The 23,768-nt window shown below is 42.7% G+C and carries 23 protein-coding genes; 1 reads left to right on the forward strand and 22 read right to left on the reverse strand.

Features of this window, described 5'->3' with window-relative positions; translation table 11 throughout:
* Nucleotides 1–61 precede the first annotated feature (61 nt).
* From hepT to AS888_RS22435, 15 genes are all read right to left on the reverse strand, one after another.
* The gene (hepT, locus tag AS888_RS22365; RefSeq protein WP_061144287.1) at nt 62–1,024 is read right to left on the reverse strand and encodes a heptaprenyl diphosphate synthase component II; all 963 of its coding nucleotides are present in this window, start codon (nt 1,022–1,024) and stop codon (nt 62–64) included.
* 34 nt (nt 1,025–1,058) lie between these two features.
* Nucleotides 1,059–1,769 carry a demethylmenaquinone methyltransferase gene (locus AS888_RS22370; protein WP_061144288.1) on the reverse strand — a complete coding sequence of 237 codons (711 nt, stop codon included), beginning with the start codon at nt 1,767–1,769 and terminating at the stop codon, nt 1,059–1,061.
* Nucleotides 1,770–1,772: 3 nt separating this feature from the next.
* Nucleotides 1,773–2,603 (reverse strand): heptaprenyl diphosphate synthase component 1, encoded by an 831-nt coding sequence (locus AS888_RS22375; protein WP_061144289.1) that lies wholly within the window; start codon nt 2,601–2,603, stop codon nt 1,773–1,775.
* 244 nt (nt 2,604–2,847) lie between these two features.
* The gene (gene mtrB / locus AS888_RS22380) at nt 2,848–3,096 is read right to left on the reverse strand and encodes a trp RNA-binding attenuation protein MtrB (RefSeq protein WP_061144290.1); all 249 of its coding nucleotides are present in this window, start codon (nt 3,094–3,096) and stop codon (nt 2,848–2,850) included.
* A gap of 18 nt (nt 3,097–3,114) precedes the next feature.
* Nucleotides 3,115–3,681, reverse strand: a complete 567-nt coding sequence (folE, locus tag AS888_RS22385) for a GTP cyclohydrolase I FolE (protein WP_061144291.1) — start codon at nt 3,679–3,681, stop codon at nt 3,115–3,117.
* Nucleotides 3,682–3,983: 302 nt separating this feature from the next.
* On the reverse strand, nt 3,984–4,256 hold the full coding sequence (locus AS888_RS22390) for an HU family DNA-binding protein (RefSeq protein ID WP_061144292.1): 273 nt from the start codon (nt 4,254–4,256) through the stop codon (nt 3,984–3,986).
* A 483-nt stretch (nt 4,257–4,739) separates the two neighbouring features.
* Nucleotides 4,740–6,218, reverse strand: coding sequence for a stage IV sporulation protein A (gene spoIVA / locus AS888_RS22395; protein ID WP_061144293.1), 1,479 nt, complete (start codon nt 6,216–6,218; stop codon nt 4,740–4,742).
* A 231-nt stretch (nt 6,219–6,449) separates the two neighbouring features.
* Entirely contained in the window at nt 6,450–7,172 is a 723-nt protein-coding gene (locus AS888_RS22400) for an LptM family lipoprotein (RefSeq protein ID WP_061144430.1), read from the reverse strand.
* 16 nt (nt 7,173–7,188) lie between these two features.
* Complete coding sequence (locus AS888_RS22405; RefSeq protein ID WP_061144294.1) at nt 7,189–7,386, reverse strand: DUF2768 domain-containing protein; 198 nt, start codon at nt 7,384–7,386, stop codon at nt 7,189–7,191.
* 346 nt (nt 7,387–7,732) lie between these two features.
* On the reverse strand, nt 7,733–9,106 hold the full coding sequence (locus AS888_RS22410) for a putrescine aminotransferase (protein ID WP_061144295.1): 1,374 nt from the start codon (nt 9,104–9,106) through the stop codon (nt 7,733–7,735).
* A 283-nt stretch (nt 9,107–9,389) separates the two neighbouring features.
* Entirely contained in the window at nt 9,390–11,495 is a 2,106-nt protein-coding gene (locus AS888_RS22415; RefSeq protein WP_061144296.1) for a sigma 54-interacting transcriptional regulator, read from the reverse strand.
* A 446-nt stretch (nt 11,496–11,941) separates the two neighbouring features.
* The gene (locus AS888_RS22420) at nt 11,942–13,279 is read right to left on the reverse strand and encodes an APC family permease (protein ID WP_061144297.1); all 1,338 of its coding nucleotides are present in this window, start codon (nt 13,277–13,279) and stop codon (nt 11,942–11,944) included.
* A gap of 383 nt (nt 13,280–13,662) precedes the next feature.
* The gene (locus AS888_RS22425; RefSeq protein ID WP_061144298.1) at nt 13,663–14,709 is read right to left on the reverse strand and encodes an NAD(P)H-dependent glycerol-3-phosphate dehydrogenase; all 1,047 of its coding nucleotides are present in this window, start codon (nt 14,707–14,709) and stop codon (nt 13,663–13,665) included.
* A 16-nt stretch (nt 14,710–14,725) separates the two neighbouring features.
* A complete protein-coding gene (gene der / locus AS888_RS22430; RefSeq protein ID WP_061144299.1) occupies nt 14,726–16,036 on the reverse strand; it encodes a ribosome biogenesis GTPase Der in 1,311 nt (436 codons plus the stop codon).
* Nucleotides 16,037–16,507: 471 nt separating this feature from the next.
* Nucleotides 16,508–17,128 carry a YphA family membrane protein gene (locus AS888_RS22435; protein WP_061144300.1) on the reverse strand — a complete coding sequence of 207 codons (621 nt, stop codon included), beginning with the start codon at nt 17,126–17,128 and terminating at the stop codon, nt 16,508–16,510.
* Between the two features lie 133 nt (nt 17,129–17,261).
* Between AS888_RS22435 and AS888_RS25360 the strand changes: the two genes are divergently transcribed.
* A complete protein-coding gene (locus AS888_RS25360) occupies nt 17,262–17,393 on the forward strand; it encodes a YpzI family protein (RefSeq protein WP_081092571.1) in 132 nt (43 codons plus the stop codon).
* Between the two features lie 68 nt (nt 17,394–17,461).
* Here AS888_RS25360 and fni read toward each other — a convergent pair whose 3' ends face one another.
* The 7 genes from fni to ypeB all read right to left on the reverse strand — a co-directional run bounded on the left by fni (nt 17,462) and on the right by ypeB (nt 23,760).
* Complete coding sequence (fni, locus tag AS888_RS22440) at nt 17,462–18,520, reverse strand: type 2 isopentenyl-diphosphate Delta-isomerase (protein WP_311316498.1); 1,059 nt, start codon at nt 18,518–18,520, stop codon at nt 17,462–17,464.
* Between the two features lie 7 nt (nt 18,521–18,527).
* Entirely contained in the window at nt 18,528–19,670 is a 1,143-nt protein-coding gene (gene rpsA / locus AS888_RS22445) for a 30S ribosomal protein S1 (protein ID WP_061144301.1), read from the reverse strand.
* Between the two features lie 215 nt (nt 19,671–19,885).
* Nucleotides 19,886–20,467, reverse strand: a complete 582-nt coding sequence (locus tag AS888_RS22450) for a lysophospholipid acyltransferase family protein (protein WP_061144302.1) — start codon at nt 20,465–20,467, stop codon at nt 19,886–19,888.
* Nucleotide 20,468: 1 nt separating this feature from the next.
* Nucleotides 20,469–21,143: a (d)CMP kinase gene (gene cmk / locus AS888_RS22455; protein ID WP_061144303.1), complete on the reverse strand. Its 675-nt coding sequence runs from the start codon at nt 21,141–21,143 to the stop codon at nt 20,469–20,471.
* Between the two features lie 180 nt (nt 21,144–21,323).
* The gene (locus AS888_RS22460) at nt 21,324–21,509 is read right to left on the reverse strand and encodes a YpfB family protein (RefSeq protein ID WP_061144304.1); all 186 of its coding nucleotides are present in this window, start codon (nt 21,507–21,509) and stop codon (nt 21,324–21,326) included.
* Between the two features lie 67 nt (nt 21,510–21,576).
* Nucleotides 21,577–22,236 carry a flagellar brake protein gene (locus AS888_RS22465; protein WP_061144305.1) on the reverse strand — a complete coding sequence of 220 codons (660 nt, stop codon included), beginning with the start codon at nt 22,234–22,236 and terminating at the stop codon, nt 21,577–21,579.
* A 168-nt stretch (nt 22,237–22,404) separates the two neighbouring features.
* Nucleotides 22,405–23,760: a germination protein YpeB gene (gene ypeB / locus AS888_RS22470; RefSeq protein ID WP_061144306.1), complete on the reverse strand. Its 1,356-nt coding sequence runs from the start codon at nt 23,758–23,760 to the stop codon at nt 22,405–22,407.
* Between the last annotated feature and the right edge of the window lie 8 nt (nt 23,761–23,768).

Consider the following 23,768-nt stretch of genomic DNA (forward strand, 5'->3'; position numbering starts at 1 on the left):
CTATATAAGGCAATCCTTTTAGAATATTACCATTGTTTGAGCAGTTTCGCAACTGCAAGTATTAAAACTTTCGTTTTCCGATGTTTTTCGCGATATCGGATAATGTTTTTCTCGCTTTTATGGCTGGCAAGCCTTTCAATTCAGTAAAAGCCTTTTCCAAATACAGGTCACCGACCTTCGCTGCCTGTTCGATGGCACCGGAAGATTTTATCGCTTGTATGATAGCGGTCATTTCTTCTTTAGGCGTATCCTCACGAACCGTTTCGATAAGCTTCTTCAGTTTTGGATCTTCCATAGCAATCAAGACGGGCAATGTGATGTTTCCCTGGATCAAATCACTTCCAGCTGGTTTTCCAAGTTCTTCCTCCGAAGCCGTAAAGTCCAATATATCATCGGTGATTTGATAAGACATCCCGACATAATATCCGAATTTAAATAGCTTTTGATGGATCTTTTCATCAACACCCGCTGAAATCGCCCCCAATTGGCAGCTGGAAGCGATGAGCAATGCCGTTTTTCGTTTGATTCTCCTGAAGTATATCCGCCAATTTTGTTCGAAATTGTATTTATCTTTAATTTGTTCTATTTCCCCAAGGCATAGTTCGACCATCGTATCCGCGAGAATTTGGTGCGCAAGGGGTGACTCGATCACTGACATCATTTCCAGTGCACGTGCAAAAATGAAGTCGCCTGTATACATGGCGACACGATTATCCCATTTTGATTTGATGGTTGCAGATCCCCGGCGCAAATCTGCATCATCCACAACATCATCATGCACAAGCGAAGCCGTGTGAATCAGTTCCAATGTCGCCGCAACATGCTTGACGATGTGAATATCATAATCGCCAAACTTGGCGCCCAATAGGACGAATACCGGACGGATCCGCTTTCCGCCGGATTGCAGCAAATGCAGGGAGGCTTCCCTTAAAACAGTGGAATCCGCTTCAATAGCGTCTTCCAATTCTTTTTCTATTGATTGCAAATCTGCATTCAAAAATGAATACATCATTTTAAATTTCATACATTCCACCCAGCTTTGTCCATTGCTATTATGCTTATTTTGAAGGTTTGTACCCGAAATGTGTTGCTGCAACACCGCCGAAATGGGCCTTGTAACTGACGTTTTCCATTCCTGCCTGCTTGAACATGCTTTCAAGCTTTTTCATGCCTGGGAAATCGCGTGCAGATTCCTGCAGCCAAGAATACTCGCTGTAGCTTTTCGCGAATAACTTACCGAACACAGGCATGATGAAGCGGAAGTAAAAATAATACCCCTGCTTGAAGCCAAGCATGGTTGGCTGTGAGGTATCAAGGCAAACGACCATCCCCCCCGGTTTGGCGACACGATTTAACTCTTTAAGCACTTGCATGTAGTCAGGAACATTCCGCAGCCCGAACCCGATCGTGACGTAATCAAAGCTATTATCCTCAAAAGGCAGCTCCATTGCATTCCCCTGCATCAGGGAAATTTGATCCAAATGGAGATCCTTCACCTTTTGCTCACCGATTTTAAGCATGTTCTTACTGAAATCCAGACCGACAACACTGCCTTCTGGTCCTACTTCATTAGCAAGGGCAATGGTCCAGTCCGCTGTGCCGCAGCATACGTCAAGGGCGTGGGCGCCTTTCGGGACATTCATGATGGCCATGGTAGCCTTCCGCCATTTAAGATGCTGCTTAAAGCTGATGAGGGAATTCATCTTGTCATAGTTTCCGTATATCTTCTCAAAGACATGATGAACTTTTTGCTCTTTAGACTGCTCCATGCTTCACCCTTCTTTCACATATGAATTTGCTATACTTGCTGTTTGTTCCATGAGGACCTTCACTCGTTCCCTTAGCTCATCATCCGTTTTCATCAGTTTTTGCATCGAACGCTCCAAGGATTTCCTGGCATCCCCCAAGCATTTCTCGAACCTGAACCGGACCTGCTGTTCCTTTTGTGGAGCGAGTTCTTCCTGATCATTCGAACCATCTGAAGGCATCTCCCGGAGGATATCGAATATGATCGATCGCCCGGTCTTCAAGTAATGCCCCTTCTCGGCATGAAGCCTGCTCAAAAGCAGGAAATCTTCCGAAACATCGATCCAGGCAGGCTGTTTATAATAAACCGCGAGTTTATGGATCAGCGAAGCCTCGATCGCTTTTATCGTCGTTACAAGTGATCGAACATCCTTTATCGACCTTTGTTGATATAGGATGATTTTATTGTCATTTATTTTTTTTATGGCGCTTGAAAGGATACGGATCATCTCAACATTCCCCACACTGGCAAGAACCTGGTAGTACAGACCACTGTAGTAGTCACCGGCAAGCACCTGTAATTGGCGGTTTTTCAATACTTCAGGCAATTCCGGTCCCTCAACCGAATTCGATACGATTTCGTGGGTGTCGAGGGCGATTTGCACGAGCATGGTCGAAGTGATGTATTGATCCCTTTTTTCGCTTTTAACGTCCAAGTCGTTAAACAATCCCCAAAGCAATAGCAATTTATCTTCGTCCAAGCTTGGTTTTTGTATAAACTTCAATAAATATGGATGTTGAGCTTTCTTTTCTATTAATCGTTTTAATTGGCTTTTGTCGTCCGTTATGTTTAACAATTGAGACCACCCTTGCATCCCTGAAAGATATTTTTTTCATGCATATTGGTTTCTGTCTGTGTAAAATACACATTATTATACCATAAAAACAATCAGATGAAATGGACAACGTTTATAAAAAGAAACTTCCAATAATAAGGAAGCGGCCGCTTAGCTTCTTCAAAAAAATGGATGCGGGAGTTTCCAGCTTGTTAAACGTCCTATCAGTTAATGGAGTCAGTCTCATGCAATGGTAGACTGGCTATCATTTATCAAAAGAATTTTTTTTAGAATCACTTTCTATCTCACCGAATGGCGTATACACTTTGGCATGTCCCCTGATTTTGATTGCCGAGGTATGCTCCGTGAATTGCGCGATCATCACCTCGCCTGAGTCAAGCTTCTCCGAGTGATGGAACTTGGTATCCGTTCCCCTTGTCAATCCGATCACATTCACACTATCCTCAATGGCCTTAATTACCACAAAATCGTTCAGGATCTTTTTCTCATTCATTTTTTTGCCCCCCTATCCTTAATCTTTAATGAACGCCAACACTTCCGCCCTAGTACGATGATCTTTCGCGAACGTTCCCCTAACAGCGGAGGTGACTGTTTTGGAACCTGGTTTTTTGACGCCGCGCATCGTCATGCACATATGTTCGGCCTCGACCACCACCATCACACCATGGGGTTCAAGTTTTTCCATTATCGAGTCGGCCACTGTTGAGGTGATGCGCTCCTGCAGCTGGGGACGCTTCGATACGGCCTCGACCGCACGCGCCAATTTGCTTAGGCCCGTCACTTTCCCGTTTTTCGGAATGTAAGCTACATGCGCTTTACCGTAAAAAGGAACTAAATGATGCTCACAGACCGAGTAAAACGGAATATCCTTTACAAGTACGAGTTCTTCATGGTCCTCGCCGAAAACGGTATCGAAATATTCCTTTGGATCTTGATTAAGTCCAGAAAAAATCTCTTCATACATCCTTGCCACACGCCCTGGTGTATCAAGCAGCCCTTCTCTTGTCGGGTCTTCCCCTACAGCCTCAAGTAGCATCTTTACCGCTTCCTCTATCTTGGCATGATCTACATTACCCATTTATCCGTACCTCCTAAAAAATTTAAAAAATAGTATGTATTCAAATAAATTTCAAGGTAATAACGACACCCTGAGATCCTTTAATCCCATCGTTAACGCAGCCGGAGCCCCTGCAATATTGTACCATTCCTGCACAGGCTTGTCAGAACCGCATTTTCCGTATGTTTATTTCATTCTGGCCTACAGCGTTCCTAAAATATTCACTGTCTTTTATATTATCACAGATGGAAATTAAGAAGCAAAAAAAGGACCGCGTTTGCACGCGGCCCTTTTCGGTTAAGCACCCGTATGTAATGGTAGAGTTACTTCACTGCATCTTTCAGTGCTTTACCAGGTTTGAAAGCTGGCACTTTGCTAGCTGCAATTTCGATTTCGTCACCAGTTTGTGGGTTGCGTCCTTTACGAGCCGCACGTTCACGAACTTCAAAGTTACCAAAACCAATCAATTGGACTTTATCACCAGTTTTTAGAGCTTCTAAGATTGTATCAAAAACAGCATCAACAGCTTTTGTAGCGTCCTTCTTAGAAATTTCAGTTGCTGTAACAACTTCATTAATCAATTCTGTTTTGTTCATGCCATTCACCTCCTCCCAAAAGGAATCTTTATAAAAAATCATTATTACAACACTATAATAGTGATTTGATATTAGTTTCGTTTCGAACATTTTCATTCCCTGTAAACCGGGGATGACCAAGCTGATCAAATTTCCAAATAATGCATCCAAAAATTAAAAATAGGTCGAAATCGCTGTTACAACGCGTTTTCTGTATGTAGATTATCACAAATCCTATAAGCTTAGCAAGGGAATTCAAAAAATAATGGGAATCTTTTCATTAATAATTGTATATATTATAAATTTTGTCTTTCGCTATTCATCATTTCCCGTTTTTATAGAAATTAAACTTATTATTTCACTGAAAATCGCTTAACCATGGGGTTTTTTCAAGATTTTCCTAAAAATGCGAAATAAAAAAGGACTTCAGCAGGTTTGTTCCTGCCTGGGCTGCATGCAAAAAGACCAATCCAATGAAGGAGTTGGTCCAGCTTTTCAACGTTTTTATAAAATGATGGCAATCAAGCCCCCGCTGCCCTCATTAATGATTCTTTCCAAAGTCTCTTTCAATTTGTAGCGTGCATTGTCCGGCATCATCGCCAATTTCACCTGGATGCCTTCCCTAACGTAAGAACTCAGGCTTCTGCCAAAAATATCAGAGTTCCAAATGGAAAGTGGATTGTCTTCAAAATCCTGCATCAAGTATCGTACCAATTCTTCACTTTGCTTCTCCGTCCCGATGATCGGTGAGAATTCCGATTCGACATCGACCTTGATCATATGGATGGAAGGAGCCACCGCTTTTAACCTGACACCGAACCTGGCTCCCTGACGGATAATTTCCGGTTCATCCAGGCTCATATCATTAAGGGAGGGAGCCGCGACTCCATATCCCGTTTGTTTGACCATCCTCAGTGCATCAGCCACCTGGTCATATTCCGCTTTTGCATAGGCAAAGTCCTGCATCAAAGATAATAGATGGTCCTTGCCCCGTATTTCCACACCGACGATTTCCTTCAGGATTTCGTCGTAAAGTTCATCTGGGGCATATAGGTCGATTTCAGCAACACCCTGCCCCATCTCAATACCTGCTAGGGCTGCACGATCGATAAAATCGAATTCATTGAAATGTCCGACCACCCGATCAACATCCCTCAGGCGTTTAATGTCCTTCACCGTCTCTTTAACCGCTTCCTGATAGCTTTCCCTTAACCAATGATCCTCTCGCAAAACCATTACCCAGCTTGGGAGGTTGACATTGACTTCAAGAACAGGAAATTCATAGAGGGCTTCACGGAGGACACTGTAAACATCCGATTCCCTCATTCCCTCGACACTCATGGCCAAGACGGGGATATCATACTTTTCCTGGAGGGATTCCTTTAAGGCCACCGTATTCGGATGGTGGGGCTGGACGGAGTTGACGATCATGATGAACGGCTTGCCGACCTCCTTCAATTCTTCGACTACCCTTTCCTCTGCCTCTAAATAATCACTCCGTGGTATTTCTCCTATGGAACCATCCGTCGTAACGACCACACCCAAGGTGGAATGATCTTGAATCACTTTACGAGTGCCTATTTCCGCCGCTTCATTGAACGGGATCGGATCCTCATACCAAGGTGTATGAATCATGCGCGGACCATTTTCATCTTCACACCCTTTAGCTCCAGGTATCGTGTAACCGACACAATCCACTAAACGAATATTCACTTCCAGACCTTCGGCTACCGAAATCGATGCTGCCTGATTCGGTACGAATTTAGGCTCTGTCGTCATGATCGTTTTTCCGGCAGCACTCTGCGGCAATTCATCCTGTGCTCGTGCACGGTCAGCTTCTGACGGGATATTAGGTATGACGACTAACTCCATGAATTTTTTAATAAATGTCGATTTCCCTGTCCTGACGGCACCGACCACCCCTAAATAAATGTCGCCGCCGGTCCGTTCAGCTATATCTTTAAAAATATCTACCTTTTCCAAGGTATCCCCTCCCGAATTAGCGTTTTGGGATTTCGTTTATCCATTTGTTTTTATTAGGACACTATATATCTATGATGTTGTCCTAAAAATTTATTCCAATTATTTCCCTGGTTCAATCCCTTCCTCCACCAGAAATTTTATATAAGGGTTGTTATTTGTATAAGTAAGATGAACTAAAGATAAAGAAATAACCCTTCCCCTACAATATATTTTGCAGAAGAAGGGTTATGCCTATTTTTCAAGAAATATTGGATTTTTTGTTTTTGCATCAATGGTATAGGGCAATGAATAAGCTGGAACGAACTCCGAGCTTTGCACAAGCAGTTCCCTTATATCATCACCCGGTTTGAATTTCGCCTCGTTTGTCTTCAAAACATCGATTAGATCAGGGGTATAATCAACAAAAATATTCCCTCGCCCATCCACTACTAGATGGAGATCCCTTTGTGAAAAAGGACTTGTGACCGTGGGAGCTTCCTTCAGGCCCATCTTTTCATGATCGAGGGTAAAGACATCATCGGATAACCTTTCCTTGAATGGAGGGTATCCGTTGTTCTGCTGATAGGCTGTCAATCTTAATGAAACATCCTGAATCTTCTGGGCAATCCTGACATCCAGCAATTTCACAGTCGGATTTTTTTCAACATCGACTAGGATATATTGAAAAACACCTCCAGATTCATAGGCGTTATCCGGCGGTTCTGCCATGTACCTGGGAGAAATCTTAGAAAATTTAATGACATATTTTTGATAAATCGGTGTCTCGGCATCTTTCGTAACGATGGGCAATATGCCACCTTCGTCCTTTTGAAATTGATCGACGGCACTTTGGACGGATTGTATTTGCTCTTTATAAGGCAGCTGATTTTGCATTTTTTGCTTCTCCGGATATAAACAGCCGGATAATGATACAGTGATGGTTAATAAACATAATATTTTGAAAAAATTCTTCATCATTTCTCCTCACCTATCAAGTGGTTGGCCCGCTAAGAACAACGACGATGATGATCAAGCCGGCTAGTATCATAAGTATGTATGCGATGATTGCTGTCAAGCCTCTCCAAAAGCCTTTTAACTTATACCGGCTTAAGTAGATAAGAAATATCGAGATAACCATAAAGCCCATGGCGATGAAGGATATCCACATTTTTTGCAGAGCGGGTGTCATATATTTATCACTCCTTTTTCCAGAAATTATTATAACATACCAAATTACGTTAAAGGAATTAAATCATTGTCCAAACTGTGCATTTGTCACTCGAACGGCTTGAATCCCCATCAATAATCGGGTTTTCCCCGCTTTGTTCCATCACCTTGAACCGAGACCATTCATGAGTTGATTGCGTATCCAAAATCGAAACCAAGCAGCACTAGTGGAAGACTCAAACTGAATAATGACGGAGTTCAACGTCCACATTGTTCAAGCCATAAAAAAAGTAGACAAACTCGATTTTTCATCGAGTTTGTCTACAATGTGAGGACGGCCCTAAGGCTGTCTTTTGCGCAGATTCCAATTAAGCTTGAAGCGTTGGCAGCACTTCTTTAAACGCATTGATAACGGTATCGACTTCATCCAATTGAATCGTCAATGATGGCTCAATCCTAATCGTTTTGGAATTAATGAGCGTACCTGCCACTAAAATTCCTTTATCAAACAAGGCTTTTGAAAATTCATAGCCCACTTCGTCTTTATGGAACTCAATACCGATCATCAATCCTTGGCCGCGAATTTCCAAGACCTTGTCTTGGTGCTCGTTTGCCACTTCCCTTAAACCATTCAAGAAATATTCACCCACTTCTGCAGCACGCTCCGGTAATTTTTCTTCCAAAAGAACGTCGATCGTAGCTATGGCCGCAGCGCAAGCGAGTGGATTTCCGCCAAACGTCGTCGTGTGCATGAATGGATTGTCAAACCAGCTTTTAAACACTTTTTCATTGGCAACGACTGCACCAGCCGGCATCACCCCGCCGCCAAACGCCTTAGCCAAACAAATAATATCCGGAACAACATCATAGAGCTCGGAAGCGAACATTTTACCAGTTCGGCCCATACCAGTCTGGACTTCATCCAATATCAATAATGCATCATATTCGTCGCACAATGCCCGAACCTGTTTTAAATAGTCTTGCGGAGGCAGGATGACCCCGCCTTCACCTTGGATAGGTTCCAACAGCACGGCAGCGACATCTTCACCGACCAGAGCACAACTTTCAAACGTTTTTCTCATCATATCCACATCACCGAACGGAACATGGCGCACACCTGGTATCAGTGGGATGAATGGTTTTCGGAACATGCCCTTCGCTGTGGCCGAAAGGGAACCAAGGCTCTTGCCATGAAATGATTTCGTCGTGGAAATGATCGTGAAGCGGTCACTATACATTTTAGCAAGCTTAAGCGCAGCCTCCACGCTCTCCGTCCCGCTGTTCGTAAAGAAGGAGTATTTAAGATCTCCCGGCGTGATATCGGCAAGGATCTTGGCTAGCATTGCCCGTAAAGGGTCAAGTAAGTCCTGGCTATGGAGGGCTTGTCTTTGCAATTGATCCGTGACTGCTTTCACGACTTTAGGGTTGCGGTGACCAACATTATAAATCCCGAAGCCCCCTAAACAATCAATATATTTCTTTCCATTTACATCCGTAAAGCAGGAATCCTGATCTGACCACTCAACAGCGGCGAATTGCGTGTCTTTTGTCACCGTCTTCCGATATTCCAAAAACCCAGGGTTTACATGATTACGGAAGTTCTCGACCGTTTCCCTCGTGACCCATTGGGCATCCTCTTTTGAAATTTCCTTTTGTTCGATTAATTGAAGCACTTTTTTAATATAGTCTTGAGTTTCCGATTGGGTAGCTTGAGTTTTTTTGCTTTCAACATTGATAGACATGTAATAATCTCCTTTTTGATAACTGTAGTGGTTGGATCATTTTAAATATTTCTGGTGAGATGTTAATGCTTACCTCCCTTTTTGCTTATATATATATAATTAAGCAAGAAGCATGCCAAGTTAAAAATCCTATGAATATCGTCATTTAGGTTAGAATCCCCTCCGAAACTATGCGAAAATGCATAGCTCTATTTCGGTTTGCATAATCGCCTGTATATTTGCATCTTCAAGAAAAAAAGCCATGGGACAAGCGACTGTAAATCGCTTGTCCCATGACTTTCATTTAATAGGCATTTTTTTCGATTTTCCTGCTTTGTTCAGCCAGGACCTTTTGATACTTCCTGCTTACGGAAGATTGACTTATCCCTAGCGCTTTTGCCGCTTTCGTCGTCGTTTTGTACTGTTTCATGGCAAGCATGATCAGTTGCTCCTCGACGTGATCCATCGCTTCCTGAAGAGGCAGGATTCGCGTGATGATTGGTTTCGTTTGTTTAAAACCGCTCCCGACAGGAATGAATCGTTGGATGAAGTCGGCATCGATCATCTCTTCATCAGCAGAAACAACCAACCTCTCGATCATGTTCTGCAATTCCCGGATATTACCGGGCCATGTATACACCTCCAGGATGTTCAAGGCATCAGGGGAAAAGTGGTAGTTCCGTTGATACCTTTCATTCAATTTTTGGAGAAAATGAAAGGCAAGCGGCGGTATATCCTCTGGCCTTTCCCTTAAAGGCGGGACATGTATCGGAATGACATTCAGCCGATAGAACAAATCTTCACGGAACGTTCCCATTTCGACCATTTTTTCCAATCCTTTATTGGTGGCAGCAACGATTTGAACATCGATCGGGATCGGTGTCGTACTTCCAATCGGAATCACTTCCTGCTCCTGAAGGACACGCAGCAGCTTGACCTGAAGATGGATCGGCATGTCACCCACTTCATCAAGGAACAAAACGCCTTTATTGGCCTGTTGAAAATAGCCGACTTTCCCGTTTTTATCCGCTCCGGTAAAGGACCCTTTCGTATAACCGAACAATTCACTTTCAAGAAGGTTTTCCGGTATTGCGCCGCAATTTATCTTCAGGAAGGGCTGCTTCGACCGCCTCCCCATTTTATGAATGGCCTCGGCTATCACTTCTTTCCCAACCCCCGATTCCCCATTGATCAGAACGGTAGAGGAAAAATGAGCGATTTTCTTGATTTGGCTGATGATCTGTTCCATTTTAGGACTGGCAAAAATCAACTCTTTATAAAATTGATCTTGCTTTTTGAACGAATCCAATTCTTTTCTCATTTCATTCAATTCCGATTTCAATTGCGTCGTTTCGGTAATATCCCTTGATGCAATCACGATTCGTTCGATTTCCCTTTTTTCATTGAATACAGGCGTTCCGACGGAAAGGACTTTTTTATTCATTTTGGTATCTTGGACAATCGATACTTTCTTTTTTTGTTCAAGGACAAGACGGGTCACAGAAGGATTGAAAATCCCTTCATCCTCCAACTGCAAGAGATTCTTTCCGATATAATCCTTTAAATCCTTACCCCAAAAACCGGAAATGATGCTGTCACTATAACGAAGCAGCTCCCCTTTTTGATTAACGACCAGGATTTCATCATAAATATTCGCTAAAATGGCATTCAAGTCTTTATTTGAACTTTTTATCAATTCTATTTCCATCGCCATTTCCTCAACCATCGGTAAATCCTGAACGATGATGATCAGGCCTTCCACTTCTTTAGCATGGTTCAGAATCGGGCTATAATCGACAAGTACACTCATGACATCAGTGATTTCCAGCTGATTAAGAATACTGCCCCCGCTTGCAAACACGCTATGTATATGCTCTTTATTAAAGATGGTCTCAGCTGGTTCATTAAGAACCTGTTCAGCAGGCTTCTTGATCATTTTCAGGCCCGATTCATTGAAATTCACGATATTTTTTTCTTTATCCGCGACAAAGATCCCCATCGGAATAGAAGTTAATATGACCTTTAACAGGTCCAGGTTTTGTTTGCTGTCCTGCTTGAATAATTCCGCTAACACATCTTCCCTTTTGACATAACCGGTAAGCATGCCATCGTCGGTCTTGATCAGGACGATTGGTTCGCCAATAATTTGAAACAGTAGCGGCAAGGATATGTTCGGAGGCAATTTACAGACATTATCAATCGATAAGGCATACTGTAAAAGCTGTTCGACTGTTGTTATTCTTTCATTTAACGGCAAATCATCCATGCGGATATAGGCAAACACCTGATTATCCTTCATTAGAAAGAAGAAAGGTTCCTGTATCTCATGAATGTTTTGCTCTGAAAGTGCTGGCTGATCGATCGTGATCGTTATGAATGGTCTAATTTTATCATCCGGAATGGATAACACAGTTTCACTCCCCTTAAAGTAACCTAGTCTATATTTTAACATAATTCTGAATTGCTAGATAAAAAATAACCCATAACTTTTGATACCTCTTACACCTGTGCCTATTCAAGCCATAAGAAAAGGGCCATCCGCTGGCCCTTTTCATCTAAACGGACGACATTTTCAATCTTCCTCTCCCTATGATATGGAGAAGGGTATTCCTGTTGCAGCCATTGTCACCCTACCTGGCTAATCGTCAAAATAATCAGTAAACTGAATCGTTGCGTCTAGGGCCAATAAGCTTCTGATACGCCCTTTTTTGGTTTAAGCGACCACACCATTTCCTCTACATGCATGCACGGAAGCCGCTTACCAAATTCTTGATCCAAAAACGAATAGGACATTGACATGAACGCTGCTGAACGTCTTAAACGGGATCGGCTGCCTCCCTAAACAGGAAAGTCGATTCACTGTGCCTCTTCAAAACTGAATAACGGAGGGGATTCCGTAAACCATTTCGTCCGGTAAGAAAGATACACGATCCCTATCCCTGCCCAGACTGTCCCCAGAATCAAGGAGCTCATTTCAAGATTAAGCCATAGGATGAACACCGATGCCCCGCCAATAATAGGGAACAGCATATTGGCAAGAAATCCTTTGACCGTGTGAAAACTTTTGTTCCTGATGGCATGGACGATTACGCAAATATTGACGAAGGTGAAAGCCATCAGCGCTCCGAAATTGATCAGCGAAGTAGCCGTAACCAGATCAAGGAATAAGGCAACCAGCGAAATGGCTCCGACAAAGATGACATTAAAAAATGGCGTATTATATTTTGGATGGACAAATCCGAAAAGCTTTTTTGAAATCATCTGGTCGCGCCCCATCACATATAACAACCTTGATACACTGGCATGTGAAGCAAGACCGGAGGCAAGGGTGCCGCATAGTGTGCCAGCAAGGAATATCGATTGGAATAGCTTCCCGCCTACGAAAAGTGCTATTTCCGGGGAAGCTGCTTCCGGATCATTGAAACGGGAAACATCGGGAAAGAATAGCTGGGTGAAAAATGCAGCTGCCACAAATAAAACCCCTCCGATGAGAGCCGTCAAAAAAATGGCCCGCGGAATCGTTTTGGCTGGATTGGGTGTTTCTTCCGATAATGTCGTGACCGCGTCGAACCCCAAGAAGGAAAAACAAAGGATCGTAGCACCCGCTATGAGCGTCGACGTTTCCAAATGAGGTCCGATGAACGGCTGAAGCGAGGAAACGTCTCCGGTACCTTCACCATGCATGACCCCCTTGATGACAAGTGCCACGAAAATGATGATGACGAGAATTTGAAAAAAAACAAGGAAGCTATTGAAGTTTGCAGCGAAATTTACATTGAATAAGTTAATTCCAGTCATTAACAAGACAAATGCCACCACCCATATCCATGGGGCTACTTCCGGAAAAAGTGCCGTTAAGTATATTTTTGTTAAAATCGCATTCACCATCGGTAAAAATAAGTAATCAAGCATCGATGACCATCCGACAAGGAAACCTAAATGCGGATTGATCGTTTTTTGTGTATACGTATAGGAGGACCCGGCCTGAGGATAAATTTTCACCATTTTCCCATAGCTGGCTGCCGTAAACAGCATGGCCACCAAAGCAATGACATAAGCGGTCGGCACATGTCCTCCCGTTAATTCGGAAACGATCCCGAATGTATCAAAGACGACCATCGGCGTCATGTACCCAACACCAAGCAAGACGATTTGCCATAAGTTTAAAGACCTTTTCAGTTTACCTGTTTGCATGTATCATGCCCCTTCCCTTTTTTTCGAGAAAAATCGACCAGCTTCTCCGTTCATTTCAAAAAATTTCTTGGTTATATTACACTCAGCAATTTTCATACCAAAAAAAATAGTCGCTATTTAACAAAAAATAAGGAAATATAGAGTATGCTTGATGCAAACTTGAATAACCTATTCATTTTTTCATACTTTCAGGGAAGTTTTTTTTCCACAAAAAAAGCAGAAGATATTAAGATATCTTCTGCTCATTTGACTAAATCCCCCGTGCCGAGGTCAAATTACTAGTTTACTTTCGTTGCATTGTATGCTGATACATGGCAAGACGCATCATCGAATGCCTAATTAATTGAAATTCTTTTATGAAAGCAGCAAAAAAAGGGAAAATCCTACTGCCTGTTATCCAAAATGTTGTATAGTTCTTCCATTTCATTCGTTTTTGAACGATTCATCAAAAGGTCAACTGCACTTTTCACTTCTTTTCCATTGAATAAAACATGGTACAGGGCTTCAGTAATCGGCATATTGACTTCGTATTTCCGGGCTAGCTGGTAGGCGGCTTTAGTGGTTCTGACCCCTTCGACCACCATTCCCATGCTTTCCAATACTTCATCCAGTTTCTTTCCTTTACCAAGCATATTCCCTGCTCTCCAATTTCGGGAATGAACGCTTGTACAAGTGACGATCAAATCACCAATTCCAGCTAATCCTGAAAAAGTAAGTGGATTGGCACCCATGGCCACTCCTAAACGGGATATTTCTGCCAAACCACGGGTCATTAAGGCAGCCTTTGCATTATCACCATAGCCTAACCCGTCGGTAATTCCTGAAGCCAAAGCAATGATGTTCTTCAGGGCTCCGCCAATTTCAACACCAATCAAGTCGGGATTCGTATAAACGCGGAAATTGTTGTTGATGAAAAGATCCTGAGCTTTTTCTGCCGCCTTCATATTTTTTGAAGAAACGGCAACTGTCGTTGGATGACGGAGACTGACCTCTTCCGCATGGCTTGGTCCCGAAAGAACAACGATATCCTTTAGCCAATCCGGAGAAGAGACTTCTTCGATCATTTCAGAAATACGCAGCAGGGAGTCCGGTTCGATCCCCTTACTTACATGCACAACTGTCAATGGTTTATCATGGGCCGCTTCGATCTGCCCAAGAACTTCCCGGTATGCTTTGGTCGGCACAGCCAAAATGATCATTTCAATTCCGAACAACGCTTCCTTGATGGAAGAATAGCCTTTAATCCCTTTAGGCAATTCAATCCCAGGCAAGTATTTTTCATTCGTATGATGTTGGTTTATTTCTTCAATTTGCTTCGGATTATGTCCCCATAATCTCACTTCATGCTGGTTATCAGCTAATACCATCGCTAAAGCAGTGCCCCAGCTACCTGCACCAATGACTGCGATGCTTTCTTTTGCTTTCACCATTGTATGACTCCCTTTACTATTTTCTTTGGCGCCCAAAAATCCGAATTGGTGTTCCTTCGAAACCAAAGGCATCCCTAATTCGATTCTCTAAAAATCTTTCATAGGAGAAATGCAATAACTCAGGATCATTAACGAATACAACGAAAGTAGGAGGCTTGATCGCTACCTGGGTCGTGTAGTAAATTTTCAAGCGGTTCCCATTATGGGTTGGCGTAGGGTTCATCGCCACGGCATCCATGACCACTTCATTCAATACGTTTGTCTGAACTCGAATGGCATGATTCTCACTAGCCTGATCGATGACCGGAATCAATGTATGTGTCCGCTTTTTAGTCAATGCAGAAAGATAGATGATCGGCGCATAATCCAGGAATAGGAAGTGGGCACGGATTTTTTCTTCAAAATCCTTCATTGTCTTTTCATCTTTCTCGATCGCATCCCATTTATTGACGACGATGATGACCGCCCTGCCTGCTTCATGAGCATAACCGGCAATTTTTTTATCCTGCTCGCGAATGCCTTCTTCAGCGTTCAATACGACAAGAACGACGTCTGAGCGTTCAATTGCCCGTAATGCACGAAGTACGCTGTATTTTTCCGTACTTTCATACACTTTCCCTTTTTTCCTCATTCCAGCGGTATCAATGATGACATACTCTTTACCGTTATATTTATAAGGCGAATCGATCGCATCACGGGTCGTACCCTCAATTTCACTTACGATAACGCGATCTTCCCCCAGCAATGCATTGACCAATGATGATTTGCCTACATTCGGCCTTCCGATCAAGCTGAATTTAATGACATCGTCAGCATAATCCTGGCCGCTGAAATTAGGGAAGTGCTTCGCTGCTTCATCCAGCAAGTCTCCGAGCCCAAGTCCGTGTGACCCGGAAATCGGGAATGGATCCCCAAAGCCTAACGCATAGAAATCATAAATTTGATCTCTCATTTCTGGATTATCGACTTTATTAACCGCAAGGACAACCGGCTTTCTCGACTTATAAAGAATCTTGGCTACCTCTTCATCAGCAGCCGTAACCCCTTCACGGCCATTCGTCATAAAGATTATCACATCGGCTTCATCGATGGCAATTTCAGCCTGCTGGCGAATTTGTTCAAGGAACGGCTCATCACCGATATCGATTCCGCCTGTATCAATAATGTTAAAATCATGTGTCAACCATTCACCTGAACTATATATCCTGTCACGTGTCACTCCTGGAACGTCTTCGACAATCGAAACCCGTTCTCCCACTATTCTATTAAAGATCGTCGATTTACCTACGTTCGGACGACCGACAATCGCAATTACCGGTTTTGGCATTGCTATTCACCCTTTCTGCTACTATATCTCTGTCAAAGTCACGAAATCCAGGAATGCATGCACTACTTGCATTGCATTATTGTTTTTCATTATTTCCTACTTCAAGGAAAAGACTGTATCCATCATCATATAAAGGAAACTTCCATCAGGACTACATGCACAACTGATGATCAGTTAAACGTATCAAGGATTTACAGGCAAGTTCGTTCACTTTCTTTACATGAACCGACTGCATGCTCAAACATGATTATATACAGCCCAAAAAAAAATGAAGAAAGCTCTCAAGCATGTGCTTCCTTATTAATTGCTTAGAGCACTTTACGATTTATCTACAGACCTCTAACTACCCTATAGTACCAAATTTCGCGCCAATCAACAATGATTGTATAAATAAAAGCCTCCCATTCCAATTTACTCCATTTAACAGGCATCATTGGGATAAAACACGAGAAAGGATCCTCCTCCCCTTGTTCACTGATTGAAGTTCTCTTTTCTCTGTTTCGCTAAAAATCTCGATTGGGAAGCTGAATATACATATTGGCCAACAAGCTCCAACATCCGCCAAAGTACGTTTGCTCCCAGAATCAGGGCTGCATCATCATGCCAAGCGAATGCCAAGGCCACATATGGGAAAGAGTGATAAACCAGTAAAACAGAATATATGATATCCCCCATTATTAAACCAATTAAAAGGGCAAACAAGCGATGTTTCCAATTTTTAAAAAGTAATAGGATAAGATAATTCAAAAAGAGGCACAAGAGGTAGGAGGGGTTGATAATGAGCCATATCGGGTCTAGCAAAGAAAAAAGTTGAAAACTTGCATAGGCGAGCGTAACGATAAGACAGCCGCTGATCAACTCCATGATTTTGAAAATCGATTGCTTCCTGATATACACACACAGTATTAAGAATAGGTAGAGTCCGCTCACATGCATGGAAAGCAAGGAAATCTCCAACTTATATCCCGCTAATAGCATGACTGCCAACAGATGAAACAAAAAATCAAACCGATATGGCACCGTTTTCGGAATAAAAAACATGACAATGACCCAAACTATCCAAGAAAACCAATAAAACAATATTCCATCCATGCAGCATCCCCCTCTAGGAAACATTATGGCTCATTTTTTTAAGGAATAAACGTAATGTCCTGCAATTATTGGGGCTTTCTATGCATTCATTCACAATTCCGTTCGGTCATTTTTAAATTAAGGAGGTGGAAACATGGGCAAAGATCGCCAGGAGAAGAAGTTGAAACAAAGTAAGCGGGTGGAGTCCGATAGGGATCAATCCTTGGATCATAAAGGGGCCACGAGTATGGAAGGCCCCGAAGAGGCACGAAAAAGGAATAGCTAGGCATATATGAACGAAAAAAAGAAGCACCTCAATGCTCATTCCCATTGAGGTGCTTCTTTCTATGGCTATCATCTTGCATAGGCGGAGCAATCGATTCCCCTTTGCGTTAACCAATGGTAGGTATTTCCTGAAATGATCATTTTCGATTTCCTTAATTCGCCGATATTTCGGCAGCCGAGTGCAGTCATGATGATTTTTATATCTTCATGTATGTAGGTTATTTCTTTAATTAATTGTACAAGGCCCAACTCTTTATGCAACTTGAGAAAATGACCGGCCAAACCGACCCCTCTCGCTCCTAAAGCGAGGCATTTTGTGATTTCCAGAGAATTACGGATGCCGCCGGATCCAATCACCGAAAGTTCAGGTGAAACTTTAACCGCTTCCACAATCGAAGCAGCCGTAGGAATGCCCCATTCATTAAAGTATCCGAGTACTTTCGCTCGTCTTTCATTCTCGATTTTAGCAAAGTTCGTGCCGCCAAAACCGCCTACATCAATGATTGAAACACCAACGGAAAGCAATTGATCCACCGTTTCCTTACTCATTCCAAAACCGACCTCTTTTACAATGACAGGAATTCCGATGCTGCTAGTGATTTTTTCTATTCTTGACAGGGTTCCGGCAAAATCCCTATCTCCTTCAGGCATCGTCAGCTCCTGTATCGTGTTGATGTGAATCTGCAGGGCATTTGCCTGAATCATGTCGCTTGCTCGCTTCGCTTGGTCTACAGTTGCTTCACCGCCAAGATTGCCAATCAGCACGCCGTCGGGATTCTCCTGTCTGACCACTTTGAAAGATGCCTGCTGGGCAGGATCCTTGATTGCAGCCATCTGCGAACCGACCGCCATGGCGATTTTCGTTTCCCTTGCAGCTATGGCAAGATCACCATTCAATTTTTCCGTTTCAGCGCCCCCGCCTCCGGTCATGGCATTTATAAAAATTGGCGAACTTAATTCAAGTTCGCCAATTTCTGCTGTGAGGGTCACGTTATTCAAAGAAATTCCTGGTAAGCTTTGGTGAATAAACGAAATATCTTCCAGTCCGGAGTTATGCTGCTGACCTGTTTTTAGCGCAAATTCTATATGATCTAATTTTCGTTTTTCTCTCTCCAAGGCTATCACCATTATTATCTTATTTTAGTTTTTTCAATTGATCCCCAATCATTTCACCTAGCTGAAAACCCTTTGTTTCTTCAGGAAGTTCATAGTTTGATGTGTTGTAATTAGAGGACTGAGGTTCTTCAAGTTCTTTTATGCTCAATGATAAACGCTGTTCCGTTTCATTGACATCCAAAACCTTCACCTCGACGGATTGCCCTTCCTTCAGTACTTCCTGTGGTGTGGCAATATGTTTATGCGATATTTGCGAGATGTGAACAAGCCCTTCTACCCCAGGGAAAATCTCGACGAATGCACCGAAAGAAACAAGGCGCTTGACGATTCCCGATTGTGTAGATCCTTTTGCTGCCTTATCGGCAATGCCTGCCCACGGTCCTGGAAGGGTATCCTTGATGGAAAGCGAGATCCTCTCATTATCACGATCAATGGAAAGCACCTTCACTTGTACCTTATCGCCTTCGGAAACGACATCGGACGCTTTGTCGACATGCTGGTGCGAAAGCTGGGAAATGTGGACAAGGCCGTCCACGCCTCCGATATCGACGAATGCCCCAAAATCGGTGATCCTTTGGACGACACCCTCAAGCACTTGCCCGCTTTCAAGATTATCGAGTACATTTGCCTTTTGTTTTTCCTTTTGATCTTGGACTACCGCACGATGTGAGAGAATTAAGCGATTCTTGTCTTTCTCAAGCTCAACGATCTTGAATGTTAAAGTTTTGTTTTTGTAATCAGAAAAGTCTTCAACGAAATAGTCTTCTACTAGAGAAGCCGGAACGAAACCACGTACGCCTAGATCCACAACAAGTCCGCCTTTGACGACATCTTTCACTTCTGCCTCAAATACGTCACCATTTTCAAACTTCAATTCCAGGTCATCCCATGCCTTTAGTGCGTCGATTTTACGTTTTGATAGAATGAGAGCTTCTTCTTCCACTTTAATAACTTCAAGCTCCAATACATCCCCTTCCGAAACGGCATCTGATGCCTTTTCGACATGAAGGCTGGACAGCTCACTGATAGGGATGATTCCATCAGTCTTACTGTTCTCAACATCGACAATGACCTGCTTTTCTTCTACCTTTGAAACGGTTGCTTTCACTTGATCCCCAACTTTGTAATTGTTCACTTCTACCTGGTTCATATCTTCTGTCATTACTAACTCCTCCTTAACCCATGACTGATCAGCAATCTTCCTCTTCATCGGCCACATATTTTATTTAAGTGGTTCAATAAAAACACTTTCCTAATAAAGATAAAAAAACAGTTTTTTTAGAATAATCAGGTTATATCCTTTTTCATCGCCAATAAGGAACATTGCCCCTATTTTATAAATTCCAACAAAATCAGAAAATTGTCAAGTATGAAGAACTATTTATGCTTGGAAATCAATTTCCCGATACGGTCCATGATGATCTTTGTCGCTTCATCGGCTGAAATCTTCTGTTTCCGATATTCGTTGAAATCGATGGGAGGACCGTAAACCACCTTCAATGGCCGTAAAAACTTATAGGGGCCGATGATTGCACAAGGTATGATCACGGCATCAGATCGCAATGCGAAAAAACCAGCACCTGCCAAGCCTTCTCCCAATTCACCAGTTTTACTTCTGGTTCCCTCGGGAAACAGCCCGAGGACCTTGCCTTCCTTCAGAAGCTTTAAACCCTTCCTGAGCGATTCCCGGTCACTGTTGCCCCGCTTGACCGGAAAAGCATTCACCCTAGGTAATATACCCTTTAAAACAGGCGCTTGAAACAACTCTTCCTTCGCCATGAAATGTATATCGCGAGGTGATGTCATGCCAACTACGGGCGGATCCAAATTATCAATGTGATTGGAGCAGATCAAGACACCGCCCTCTTTAGGGAAATGTTCCTTTCCTAAGGTTTTAACCCTATAAGCAGGCGTTAAAACGCCTTTTACAACGTTTTTGGCAAATGTGTAAAAATCCAATTTATCTTTTCCTCTCTTCTATTAAAGACATGATACTTTCGGCCACCTCTTGAATTGATAAGGAAGTCGTATCGATTTCGATGGCATCCGCTGCCTTTTTCAAGGGCGATACTTCACGTTCGGAGTCCAGCTTATCCCTTGTTGCAATTTCTTCCCTCAGCTTTTCGATATCGGAAGGGAAACCTTTCAATACATTTTCCTGGTGTCGCCGTTGGGCCCTTTCATCTACAGACGCAATCAGGAAAACCTTCACTTCAGCGTTTGGCAGCACATGCGTGCCGATATCCCTTCCATCCATGACGACGCCGCCGTTTTCGCCAAAGATTTGCTGCCTGCGCACCATTTCTTCGCGAATGCTCCGGTGCTTCGCCACTTCCGATACAGAGCCAGTCACTTCATTGTTTCTGATTTGGGCTGTCACGTCCTCATGATCCAAGAATACCAGCTGTCCCTTTTCACTCGTCCTTAATTCTATTTCCGTATCGATGAGCACTCCAAAAAGAGCTTGTTCATCATTGAGGCGTACCTGTTGATTAAGGGCCTTAAAGGTAAGGGCCCTGTACATCGCGCCTGTATCCACATATATGTAATTGAACTTTTCTGCAACAATTTTAGCAACCGTGCTTTTTCCAGCCGCAGCTGGCCCATCGATTGCAACTGATAATTTTTTTTCCATAAATCCTCCCAAGAATCCTACAATCATGCTGATTAGTTATTACACTTTCATTTTATCACAAATGGCTGGAAAATCATTAATAAAAGGAAGCGTACAATCAAAATCCCCTATGAATCCTCCCACCCCGATAGTTTTCCGATCATCGTAACTCCTCATACAAAAAAAAAGCGGATCACCGCTTTATTTTGTAATCCCATTGAACGTTTCAATGATTTTCGTATAATTATTGCTGGTAACGCCTTCATATTTCGAAAGCTTGGTCAAATCAAAGATTTGGTCCTCCCTGCTTAATAGGAACTGGAATAAGAATAAGCAGGCCAATTGGATGAGAATCACTTTAATTAATATTCTTTCAAATGTTTTCATGCTCCGCCCCTTCCATACTGATTATATTAGCAGTATGGGTGGAATCGCCGGTTTTCATTCAACCCCGTCATGCGTACAACCCTTTTTTCTTTAAATCGACCTGCTTTTCAAAAATGAATCGCATTAATGTTTGTACATCATTTTTTGACGGCTCAACAAATTGGACATGCAAAAGCATATTGCCAAAATCCTTCTCCGTCACTCGGATGACTTTGCTTTTCAAACGTAAGTAATGGATTTCCCCCGATTTAAGCGTTAGCGCCAGCCATAGGTATATCTGTGAAGCCGATTGGATGGTTGCCCCTTTCAAAAGCCTTATCGATGCTCCGCCGGCACTGATATCCTCCGTTAATGCTCGAAAGGGGGTAAACTCGGCATGCTCAGGATGGAGGGCAGCATCAAGCGTTACATCCAGACGAACGTACTGCCTTCGTTGAATTTTCACAAACGTGTCCAAATGGGGCAGGGAGAGCTGTATCATCGGTATCCTGCCTTTCACTTTTCCCAGGACTTCGGAATCAAACACATAAACCGCCTGCTCCTCACTTGTAAACGTGACGTTCAGCTGAGTCCCGTCCATCAGGAAGGCAATTTTTCCAGTTTCTAAATGGATGGGAAAATCTATATAAACAAAACCAGGCTCCATCTCGACAACCATACATTTGAACTTTTCCTTCTGGGCGGAGTACTTTTGTTCGAGCATTAATATATCACCAATTTTAATCATCACGTTCCACTTCCTTCATGATGTAATGGAATTTGGTTAACGACATCCCATTGCCCATCAAATTTCCCATTTAATCCAAAAATCGTTTCTATTATTATGTCATGAAATGAGAAAAAGGGAAAGTGACTAGGCACATTTCCCCATTTAAAATCGAAATTAGACATACAATCAGATTAAATTTTCATATACGGGCTCCGAATTCTTCAATTTTTCCACTTTTTCTTCTTGACCAGTATCGGCATTAATGAAAATACGGTATGTATCTTCCTTAATCGTGCCAAGAAATTCATAACAGAGAACCTCTTTGCCGATATCATTGATGATCAGCGCCTTACCCTCTTCCATGATCTTAACATTTTGATTGATTTTATCCCTTGCTTCTTTCGCGGGTATCTTTGGAGTTCCGATTTCCCTCGTTTTATGTGATCTTAAATACTCATCCGCCGAGAATCCGATCACGGCTCCGTCATCCAAGGCGATCTTCACCTTGACTGAATCCGGATAAATCTTGACCCCATTCTCTGATGACACGAAATTCAGCAAAGCGATGTTATCATACTGGGCACTTTCAAAGAGTTCAAGCGAACTGAAGTCATGTTCTTTAAGAAATTCCGCCGCTTTTGTATAGGCTTGATTCAAATCAATATTGGTTTTGTTCACATCCCTATTGTTGATATACCAAATCGGGTAACCGCCTTTTTTTGTCAAATCCATATTCAATTCGCTATTGGAATCTTTATTCAGGATGCTGACGCTATAAAAGCCATAATCAGAACCTTTTCCATTTTCCTCCACATTCACTTCCACATTCCCGCTTTTTGAATGTGCATATCTCTTCGCAGTCTCGATCGCTTCTTTTTTAGTGATCGTTTTCCCCTGCAAATTCTTGAAGTTTTCATCCCTTTGTTGGGTTGAGGTGAAGGTCGGGTTCATTTCATTCGCTTCCCCATACCCTGAAACTTTTTTCTCCACGGTCTTTAGTCCATCAATGATCGTGTTATCCGAATTTTCCTTTCCGGTCGCTAGGGCCATTTCAACATCCATCCATCTTAAATGGTTTTTAAGGACGAGATATTGAACCTTCCTCAATTCACCCTGGATATCTCCTGCCTGTGCATACAGGGATTGTAAAGTCGAATATTCCTGATCATTCAATGGTTCTTTTTCAAGGTCACGTACAGCTGTTTTATAACTGAAATCCGCAATCTTCGATAAAAATTCTTCCGTCTTATTAAAAGGAAGCAGGGTCAATGGCAGCTGCCCGACATCGCTTTGTGCTTCGGAAGTGATGCGCCATACATCCGTCAGTGCTGGGCTTAATGAATATCGTGAATTCATTGCCAATGTACCGCCTACCTTATCGTGCAATAAATCTACTTGGTAGCTTAAATCATGAAAGGCTCGCTGATAAGTGTTTTCCGCATTGATTAAGATTGCGTTTTTTTCCTTATGTTCTTGATAGCCCCAGAATGCAGTTCCTCCAACACCTACAACAAGCAGGGCAATGACTATATTCCTGATCATGTACCTTC

This window comes from Peribacillus simplex, assembly GCF_001542915.1.
GTDB classification, from domain to species: domain Bacteria; phylum Bacillota; class Bacilli; order Bacillales; family DSM-1321; genus Peribacillus; species Peribacillus simplex_B.

Bases quoted from the DNA above. Each gene is read 5' to 3' on its own strand.
- hepT (WP_061144287.1), bottom strand. From the start codon at position 1,024: ATGAAATTTAAAATGATGTATTCATTTTTGAATGCAGATTTGCAATCA.
- AS888_RS22370 (WP_061144288.1), bottom strand. From the start codon at position 1,769: ATGGAGCAGTCTAAAGAGCAAAAAGTTCATCATGTCTTTGAGAAGATA.
- mtrB (WP_061144290.1), bottom strand. From the start codon at position 3,096: ATGAATGAGAAAAAGATCCTGAACGATTTTGTGGTAATTAAGGCCATT.
- folE (WP_061144291.1), bottom strand. From the start codon at position 3,681: ATGGGTAATGTAGATCATGCCAAGATAGAGGAAGCGGTAAAGATGCTA.
- AS888_RS22390 (WP_061144292.1), bottom strand. From the start codon at position 4,256: ATGAACAAAACAGAATTGATTAATGAAGTTGTTACAGCAACTGAAATT.
- AS888_RS22400 (WP_061144430.1), bottom strand. From the start codon at position 7,172: ATGAAGAATTTTTTCAAAATATTATGTTTATTAACCATCACTGTATCA.
- AS888_RS22405 (WP_061144294.1), bottom strand. From the start codon at position 7,386: ATGACACCCGCTCTGCAAAAAATGTGGATATCCTTCATCGCCATGGGC.
- AS888_RS22410 (WP_061144295.1), bottom strand. From the start codon at position 9,106: ATGTCTATCAATGTTGAAAGCAAAAAAACTCAAGCTACCCAATCGGAA.
- AS888_RS22420 (WP_061144297.1), bottom strand. From the start codon at position 13,279: ATGCAAACAGGTAAACTGAAAAGGTCTTTAAACTTATGGCAAATCGTC.
- AS888_RS22425 (WP_061144298.1), bottom strand. From the start codon at position 14,709: ATGGTGAAAGCAAAAGAAAGCATCGCAGTCATTGGTGCAGGTAGCTGG.
- der (WP_061144299.1), bottom strand. From the start codon at position 16,036: ATGCCAAAACCGGTAATTGCGATTGTCGGTCGTCCGAACGTAGGTAAA.
- AS888_RS22435 (WP_061144300.1), bottom strand. From the start codon at position 17,128: ATGGATGGAATATTGTTTTATTGGTTTTCTTGGATAGTTTGGGTCATT.
- AS888_RS25360 (WP_081092571.1), top strand. From the start codon at position 17,262: ATGGGCAAAGATCGCCAGGAGAAGAAGTTGAAACAAAGTAAGCGGGTG.
- fni (WP_311316498.1), bottom strand. From the start codon at position 18,520: ATGGTGATAGCCTTGGAGAGAGAAAAACGAAAATTAGATCATATAGAA.
- rpsA (WP_061144301.1), bottom strand. From the start codon at position 19,670: ATGACAGAAGATATGAACCAGGTAGAAGTGAACAATTACAAAGTTGGG.
- cmk (WP_061144303.1), bottom strand. From the start codon at position 21,143: ATGGAAAAAAAATTATCAGTTGCAATCGATGGGCCAGCTGCGGCTGGA.
- AS888_RS22460 (WP_061144304.1), bottom strand. From the start codon at position 21,509: ATGAAAACATTTGAAAGAATATTAATTAAAGTGATTCTCATCCAATTG.
- AS888_RS22465 (WP_061144305.1), bottom strand. From the start codon at position 22,236: ATGATTAAAATTGGTGATATATTAATGCTCGAACAAAAGTACTCCGCC.
- ypeB (WP_061144306.1), bottom strand. From the start codon at position 23,760: ATGATCAGGAATATAGTCATTGCCCTGCTTGTTGTAGGTGTTGGAGGA.